This is a genomic window from uncultured Campylobacter sp. (assembly GCF_938017615.1).
Taxonomy (GTDB): Bacteria; Campylobacterota; Campylobacteria; order Campylobacterales; family Campylobacteraceae; genus Campylobacter_B.
Genome location: NZ_CALIJA010000050.1, coordinates 1 through 7513, shown reverse-complemented (window position 1 = coordinate 7513; position 7513 = coordinate 1). Strand labels below are relative to the sequence as shown.

The window sequence follows — 7513 nt, the reverse complement described above, 5'->3', positions numbered from 1 at the left end:
AGAGTTAATAGTTTTGAAGAGTGGAAAAAATTAAGGATTACGGATACCGACAATATAATTTGTCCTATCGGTAATTCTAAAAAGAGCGATATTGGCAATGAAAGCAAATAAATTTATAAATTCTTCAAATTTACGAAGTTGGGGCTACTCATCAAGCAAAACATTAGCCGCAATTTGAAGTGTAAATTTTAAAATTTACTATTTTATGCCGCGCGTTTTTGCGGCTGCATATCCGATAAATTTAGAAGAGAGCCGCAAAAGGTGCCGTCAAAAAAGCGAAATTTAACGCGAAATTTTATATAATCTTGCGATTTAATGCGAGGAGATAGGATGAATAAAAAGGCGTATTTCGGTAGTTTCGGCGGGCAGTTCGTGCCTGAGACGGCGATGTTTGCGCTCGAGGAGTTGGAGGATGCGTACAACACCATAGCGCAGACTAAGGAATTTAAAGACGAGCTGGGTTACTTGTTGCGCGAATATGCGGGGCGTCCGATGCCGCTATATCACGCCGCGCGCCTTAGCGAGCACTACGGGCATGAAATTTATCTAAAGCGCGAGGATCTTAATCATACGGGCGCTCATAAGATCAATAACGCCCTTGCGCAGGCGCTGTTAGCTAAAAAGATGGGTAAAAAAAAGGTCATCGCCGAAACCGGCGCGGGTCAGCACGGCGTGGCTACGGCGACGGCAGCGGCGCTATTCGGGCTTGAGTGCGACGTATATATGGGCGAGACCGATGCCGCGCGCCAGCAGCTCAACGCCTTTAGAATGCAGCTTTTGGGTGCAAATTTAATCAAAATCGGCACCGGTTTAAAAACGCTCAAAGAGGCCACCACCGCGGCGATTCAGGCGTGGGTAAATGAGATCGAGAGCGTATTTTACGTCATCGGTTCGGCGGTCGGGCCGCATCCGTATCCGAAGATGGTTAGGGATTTTCAAAGCGTCATCGGTACCGAGACCAAATCGCAGCTTGCAAGCAAGGGGATCAAGGCCGATTACGTCCTAGCCTGCGTGGGTGGCGGAAGCAATGCGATAGGAATTTTTAGCGCGTTCGTGGATGATCCTGCCGTGCAGCTCATCGGCGTCGAAGCGGGCGGCTTGGGCGCACAAACCCCTTATCACGCAGCGACCATCACTAACGGGCGCGCGGGCATCATCCACGGTATGAAAACGATCGTGCTACAGGATAAATTCGGCATGATCGAGCCTGTTCACAGCATCTCGGCGGGGCTTGATTATCCTGGAGTGGGCCCGGAGCACGCACATCTACACGAGATAAGTCGCGCAAAATACGAAGCGGTAACCGACGATGAGTGCATCACGGCGCTTAAACTGCTCTGCAGGCTTGAGGGCATCATCCCCGCGATCGAAAGCGCGCACGCGTTAGCGTATTTAGAAAAGCTCTGTCCGCAGTTAAAAGGCAGAAAAACGATCGTCGTAAACGTAAGCGGCAGGGGAGATAAGGATATGGATACCGTGATGAATTACAAAAAAGGAACGATTTATGGATAAGATCAAGGCGGCCTTTGCGGGCAAAAAGGCGAACATCGGCTATATCGTGGCTGGCTATCCGAGCCCAGCGCACACGAAGGAGTTTTTGTCAAATTTAGACGAAAGCGCGATCGATCTGCTTGAGATCGGCATCCCGTATTCCGATCCGCTCGCAGACGGCCCGGAAATTTTTAAGGCGAGCTTCTCCGCGGTGCAAAACGGCGTAAACGCGGGCACAGTATTTGAAATTTTAAAAGAGGTGCAAACGCGCAAGCCGCTCGTATTTTTGGTCTATTACAACGTGATCTTTGCCTACGGCGTGCGCGAGTTTGTAGCGCAGGCGGCGAGCTACGGCATCAGCGGACTAATAATCCCCGATCTGCCGTATGAAGAAAACGAGGAAATTTTCGCGCTTTGCGAGGAGTTCGGTATCGCGCTCATCCCGCTTATTAGCGTTACGAGCGAGCACCGCGCCGCGCGAGTTTTGAGCCGCGCGCGGGGCTTCATCTACGGCGTGGGAGCTATCGGCGTGACCGGAAGCAAGCAAACTCCGATCTCGCGCCTTAAAAATATGGTCGCAGATCTTAAAAAAATGAGCGATCTGCCCGTAGCGATCGGCTTTGGTATTCGCAACTCTAGCGACGTTCGCGCTACGAAAGAATACGCAGACGGCGCTATCATCGGCACTGCGATCGTAAATTTATGCGCGAACTACGACGGGCACGATCTGCAAGACAAGATCGCCGAACTTTTTAATTAACGGAATAAATATGAAAAAGATATTTTTGATTTTAATCGCAAATTTTTGCCTCGGCGCCAATCTGATGCAATATGATCTTTTCAACCACGACGATAGCGTGGATATTGTCTTGGCGTTTGACTCCGCATACAAGCCCGACATCGTACGCAGCGTCGATGGGCAGTCGATGAGCCTTATTTTAAAGGGGCTCGGCGGCGATGAGAAATTTAACGAAATGCGCACCAATCAAAAGGTGCTTAAAAGCTTTACGATCACGCCCAAGGGCAAGGATATCGAGATAAATTTCCCCACCGGAGCCGATCTGTCGGTTGATGCTCTTACTCAAGACGGCAATTTAAAGCTCATTTTGCGCGTAAAAAATCCCGCTTTCGATCAAAGTAAGATGAGCGTTAAAAGTGAGGCGAATGAAACGGCGCAAAGCGGTAGCAGTGGAGTTTCTGTAATGCCGATAATCGTAGCGTTATTGCTTGCAGCCGCGGCTTTCGTCGGCGTACGAAAATTTTTATCACACAAGCCGCAAAAAAGTATCGACGAGACATGGCGGGTTTTTGAAGACAACGCTAGCATGGATAGCGCTGATGTGGACGGAGCGGGCATAGATGAAATTTTAAACGACTCCTCTTTTAAAAATCAGAGCGGATCTAAGAACGCAAATTATTCTGACGCACAAGAGTTTGCGAAGAAAGATGAAGCCTCTGCTTTAAATTCCAAAAATTCTAACGACTTAAAAAACGTAGATAGCGCAGATTTTTTAAGAGGCGAGAACGTGAGCGAAGAGAGCATGCGCGATAAATTTTACGATGAAGTTGCGCGTGCCGAGCGTTCGGAAGCTACGGAGGCGGACGAAAGCTCTGAGAGCGCCGAGAATATAAGAGCAGAGGATAAAATTTCGCCGCTTAAAGTAAGCCCTGCCGAGAGTGGCACGATGGAATTTCGCGAGGGAGCAAAGGAAAGATCGGATGCAAAAGAGCCCAAGGTTTCGGCATTTAGAAACATTTTAGAAAATGAGCTGCTCGGCTCGGATACCGCAAGACCTAGCGACGTGCGAGTAGAGCTGGTGCGCGAAATCGACGAAAATAATGCAGCCGTAGTGCTAAGCTTCGCGGGCAAAAAACATCTAGTGGTACTAAAAAGCTCCAACGCTATCAATTGATGAGGCGAGAAAATTCGCAACTTGCGGGCTTTGCGACCCATAAAATTTTGCAGTTTGTTAAATTTTAAAAATTGCGGAATTTTATAGCGCTAGAAATTTATGCCACATTTAAGCCCCATCGCCAAAAGGTCGCGATGAGGCTTAAATTTAAAAAGAAAGAGGACGCAAGCTCGGGTAAGCTTTAAAATTTAACCCGCGCCTCGCCCGTATAAGCTTAATCTAAAATCTTACTTCCAAATCGACGTAGAAATTTCGCCCCGCACCGACTACTACGGTATCTCGCGTGCGGTTTGCGTTGATGTAGTGCTTATCGAAAATATTATTTACGCCAAAGCTTACGTCCGCGCCGTCAAGGGCCGGAATAATGCCGTTTTTGATCTTGTAACTTCCTCTAAAATTAGCGATCGTAAAGGACTTATCTACATAAAAATACTCCCTCCCGCGTGCAAAATATGAAGCGGGTTTGGAGTGAGGTTTGAAATAATGGCTCACCTGAAATCCTAGACTCAAATCTTGCAGCGGCGAATAATCTATGTTCGCGCTTAACTTTTTGGCGTGGTTATTGATGTTTTCGTGCGTCTTTTTATTGTAAATTCTAAGTCGCTCGAAGCTCGCGCCGAAATCAAAGTCCTGCGTTTGGTAGTTTGAGCTTAGCTCAAAACCATGCCTTTTGGCTTGATCGATATTTTGATACTGCCCGTATTGTTGCGAAAAGCCGCCCGGCGGCACGCCTAGATGTGGTAGCGGCTTAACGTCAATCATATCTTTGATATTGCCGTTAAAGTAGATAAATTTCATATTGAAGTGATCGTCCGTAAAAATTTCATCCTGTTTAAAACTAAATCCGACCTCGTACTCTTTGACGGTCTCGGGCTTTAGATCGGGATTTGGGATGTAATAATACATTCGGTTTATCGGCCCTTTTTGCGATGTCTCATGCGGAGTAGGCGCGCGGAAACTCTCGCTGTATCCCGCTAAAAGAGTAAATTTATCAAAGAGCGTATAGGCAATCGCCGCGCGCGGAGAAAATCTCGAATCTTTAAATTTAGCGGGTTTGCCTTTGATGTCGCGATCAAATCGATCGTATCTACCGCCTAAGGTAAGTTCTAAATCATCGTGCAAGCGGATCAAATCCTGCGCGAAAAGCCCGTAGCTATTGTATTCGTTCGGAAAGGAGGCAAAATCCGATAGCACGCCGTTTCGGATAAAGATCGCATCCTCCTGCCTATTTTCATAATCGCCGCCGAAAGCGAAGCTATGATTTAAAAAGCCCGTATCAAATTCCGAGATATTTTTGATCTCTAAACCCTTGCGATCGTCTTTATTAGCGTAGTTTCCGGTATTTGCGCCATCGATATAGCCGCGTTTATACTCGGCTCTGCTTTTGTAGGCCTTAAAAGACATATCCACTAGCGGGCTTTGCGGCGTAAAGCTCCAATCAAAAACGTAATCTCTCTGGCTTAAATTTCCGCTTACGAAGAGATCTGCATCATTTTGCCATAGTGTCTGCCACATCGTATGTAAATTTTCGTCGTAATCAAAGGCGCTGAAGCTTATGCGGTGATCGTCCAAATTCGCGCCGATCTTAAAAAATCCGGTATCGATATGCTCGTTATTAAAGCTCTTGTCGTAGTCCGGGGCGTAGTGCGTGCCGCCGTCTGCGAACTTAACGTTGCCGTAGCTTGCGCGCTTGCCGTAGAGTAAAACGTCGATCGGAATCTCCTCGCCCTTGCCGTAAACCGCGCCGCGGGTGCTATGCATATTGTTTGATTCGAGCCTCTGTCCTAGCAGCATCAAGCCTACGCTTTTGCCCTCGCTTAGATAATCGCTCGCGCTTTTGGTTTGCATATTTACAATACCGCCGATCGCGCCCGAGCCGTGCAGCACCGATGAGGCGCCCTTTACGACCTCGACGCGCTTTAAGATGTCGCTATCGGTGCGATAAAGATGAGATCATATTTGAGTAAATTCCTAGGCTTCTCTGCGCACGCCGTCTTGCTTGATAATGACGCGCTCGTCGCTTTGATATCCGAATCCTCGTATCTGAAACTGCCTGCCGATCTGTCGCCCCATATCCATACTGCCGTCGACGCCTGGTATCTGCATGATCGAATCGATCACGTTGGTTTTGGCTTTCATATCTTTGGGGGTTAAAATTCCGGCCGAGCCCGCGTATTTTAGGTTATCGACCGCGCTTACCGTCGCTTGCACGACGATTTGGCCTAGATCCTGCGACTTCGTGGCGTTGTTTTCGGCCGCATTCGCTCCGCCTATCGCGCCTATTGCAAGCGGCACCAATAAAATTCGCTTTTTCATGCCCCGACCTTTAAAATAAAATTGAAATACATTATTATATATCTACATACTTAAATAAGGTTGAAATTTAATTTCAAAAATATTTGAAATTTGTTTTTATTGGCGGCAAGCATTGTGCTCCGTCTAAGCCGTTTCCGCGTTTTGGCTACGTCATGCCTACACTCTATTTGCGCCGTTTCTGTCCCCCTCAACTCTGCTCTGCCTGTATCCGTTTGTATCGCGTTTCATCTGACCGCCTCTGCGCCATGGCTTCTTATTGCGATCCGTCTGCGCCGAAATCGAGCGGCTAAATTCGACACTTCTATCGCAGCAAAGAGTCTAAATTTAAACGCCTGCGATTTGCTTGCGTTTAAATTTAGCGGCCGCCCGCACGATTTTAAAATTTCGCTTTTCGCAAATTTAGATCGGAATTTATTTGCTTTTTATTTTACAAAGGATAAAATCGCGCCTAAGAGATCGGTCGATCTAGATTATTTCAGGACTTTTTCATGAATAACGTTAAATGGTACATTATCGCAGGCGCCGTGCTAGGCGTGCTGGGTGCGACGCTGGTGCATTTTGGAAACCCGGGCAATATGGGCGTTTGCGTCGCTTGTTTTTTGCGCGATACCACGGGCGCGCTGGGCTTTCACCGAGCTGCCGCAGTGCAATACATCCGCCCGGAGATCATAGGGCTCGTGTTCGGCGGCTTTTTAGCAAGCGTGCTTTGGACGCGCGAGTTTGCGCCGGTTACGGGCAGCTCGCCGTTTGCGAAATTTTTCCTAGGGATTTTCGCGATGATCGGCTGCCTTGTATTTTTGGGATGTCCGTGGCGCGCGTTTTTGCGCCTAGGCGGCGGCGATTTGACCGCGCTAGCCGGATTAGCGGGTCTAATCTGCGGCGTACTCATTGGGTTTTTGCTTAAAAAGCGCGGCTATGAGGCGAGCAAAGAGGCAAGGCTTAGCGGCCCGATCGGAATTTTGCCCGTGATACTGGGCGCAGCGCTTCTTGCGGCTTTGGTTTTCGGACTCAAAACGGGCGAGGGCGGTGCGCTTTTTATCTCCGCTAAAGGTCCCGGTGCGCAACACGCCGCAGTAGGCATCTCGCTGGCTGCGGGCATTATCGTGGGCGCGGTGATGCACAGAAGCAAATTTTGCAGCGTCGGCGCGTTCGGTAAAATTTTCCGCGGCGATTTCTCGATGTTTTGGGGCGTGCTAAGCGTCATCGTGTTTGCGAGCATCGCAAATATCGCGTTTGGACAATACAAACTCGGCTTTGAGGGTCAGCCTATCGCTCATAACGATTTCGTTTGGAATTTCTTAGGCATGGTGCTCGCAGGACTTTGCTTCAGTCTCAGCGAGGGCTGCCCGGGCAAGCATCTGGTGCAGGCCGGCACGGGAAATTTAAGCTCGGGCATCTTCGTCATCGGCATGGCGGCGGGCGCCGCGATCGCGCATAATTTCTTGCTCGCAAGCTCGGCTAAAGGCATCACCGAGTTCGCTCCTTACGCGGTCGCGATCGGTTTTGTTTTTGCGCTTTACGTGGGGATTTTTCAAAGACGCGGCGCTTAAGGCTGATATTTAATCTCAGAGATCAATCTATACAGAGGCAGCGTATCTGATCAAGCTCTGGCGGCGTACTTATAAAGAAATACGCCGCTAGCGCAGAGCGCTCGCTGCAAGATTGGCGCAAGCAGCTAGAGATGGAATTTAAAAATTTGTAGCCGTATTCATAGCGCGATAAAGCAAAATGATAAAAATATATTCCGCACAAAAAAAGATTACGATCAATTTTTAAGAGTCGCGCCTTTAAAT

General features: G+C 48.5%; 6 protein-coding genes and 1 pseudogene. 4 read left to right on the top strand and 3 right to left on the bottom strand.

All coding sequences use genetic code 11. The annotated features are described in order from the left end of the window. Positions 1–330: 330 nt before the first annotated feature. From trpB to Q0620_RS02175, 3 genes are read left to right on the top strand one after another with little or no spacing between them, the layout of a single operon-like run. A complete protein-coding gene (gene trpB, locus Q0620_RS02185) occupies positions 331–1512 on the top strand; it encodes a tryptophan synthase subunit beta (protein WP_298783031.1) in 1182 nt (393 codons plus the stop codon). Beyond that, entirely contained in the window at positions 1505–2251 is a 747-nt protein-coding gene (gene trpA, locus Q0620_RS02180; RefSeq protein ID WP_298783030.1) for a tryptophan synthase subunit alpha, read from the top strand. The genes trpB and trpA overlap by 8 nt, the downstream gene beginning before the upstream one ends. Positions 2252–2261: 10 nt before the next feature. After that, complete coding sequence (locus Q0620_RS02175) at positions 2262–3404, top strand: hypothetical protein (protein ID WP_298783029.1); 1143 nt, start codon at positions 2262–2264, stop codon at positions 3402–3404. A 219-nt stretch (positions 3405–3623) separates the two neighbouring features. Here Q0620_RS02175 and Q0620_RS02170 read toward each other — a convergent pair whose 3' ends face one another. The 3 genes and pseudogenes from Q0620_RS02170 to Q0620_RS02165 form a co-directional block, all read right to left on the bottom strand. Further along, on the bottom strand, positions 3624–5165 hold the full coding sequence (locus Q0620_RS02170) for a TonB-dependent receptor (protein WP_366125018.1): 1542 nt from the start codon (positions 5163–5165) through the stop codon (positions 3624–3626). Positions 5166–5270: 105 nt separating this feature from the next. Continuing rightward, positions 5271–5339, bottom strand: a pseudogene (locus Q0620_RS10815) (hypothetical protein); the annotation flags it as partial. Between the two features lie 36 nt (positions 5340–5375). Further along, entirely contained in the window at positions 5376–5720 is a 345-nt protein-coding gene (locus tag Q0620_RS02165; protein WP_298783027.1) for a hypothetical protein, read from the bottom strand. A gap of 488 nt (positions 5721–6208) precedes the next feature. Between Q0620_RS02165 and yedE the strand changes: the two genes are divergently transcribed. Then, complete coding sequence (gene yedE / locus Q0620_RS02160; RefSeq protein ID WP_298783026.1) at positions 6209–7270, top strand: YedE family putative selenium transporter; 1062 nt, start codon at positions 6209–6211, stop codon at positions 7268–7270. Positions 7271–7513 lie beyond the last annotated feature (243 nt).

What these genes read in the sequence shown, in the direction of transcription:
- Q0620_RS02170 (WP_366125018.1), bottom strand. Translation starts at nt 5,165, where the DNA reads ATGCATAGCACCCGCGGCGCGGTTTACGGCAAGGGCGAGGAGATTCCG.
- trpB (WP_298783031.1), top strand. Translation starts at nt 331, where the DNA reads ATGAATAAAAAGGCGTATTTCGGTAGTTTCGGCGGGCAGTTCGTGCCT.
- yedE (WP_298783026.1), top strand. Translation starts at nt 6,209, where the DNA reads ATGAATAACGTTAAATGGTACATTATCGCAGGCGCCGTGCTAGGCGTG.
- Q0620_RS02165 (WP_298783027.1), bottom strand. Translation starts at nt 5,720, where the DNA reads ATGAAAAAGCGAATTTTATTGGTGCCGCTTGCAATAGGCGCGATAGGC.
- Q0620_RS02175 (WP_298783029.1), top strand. Translation starts at nt 2,262, where the DNA reads ATGAAAAAGATATTTTTGATTTTAATCGCAAATTTTTGCCTCGGCGCC.
- trpA (WP_298783030.1), top strand. Translation starts at nt 1,505, where the DNA reads ATGGATAAGATCAAGGCGGCCTTTGCGGGCAAAAAGGCGAACATCGGC.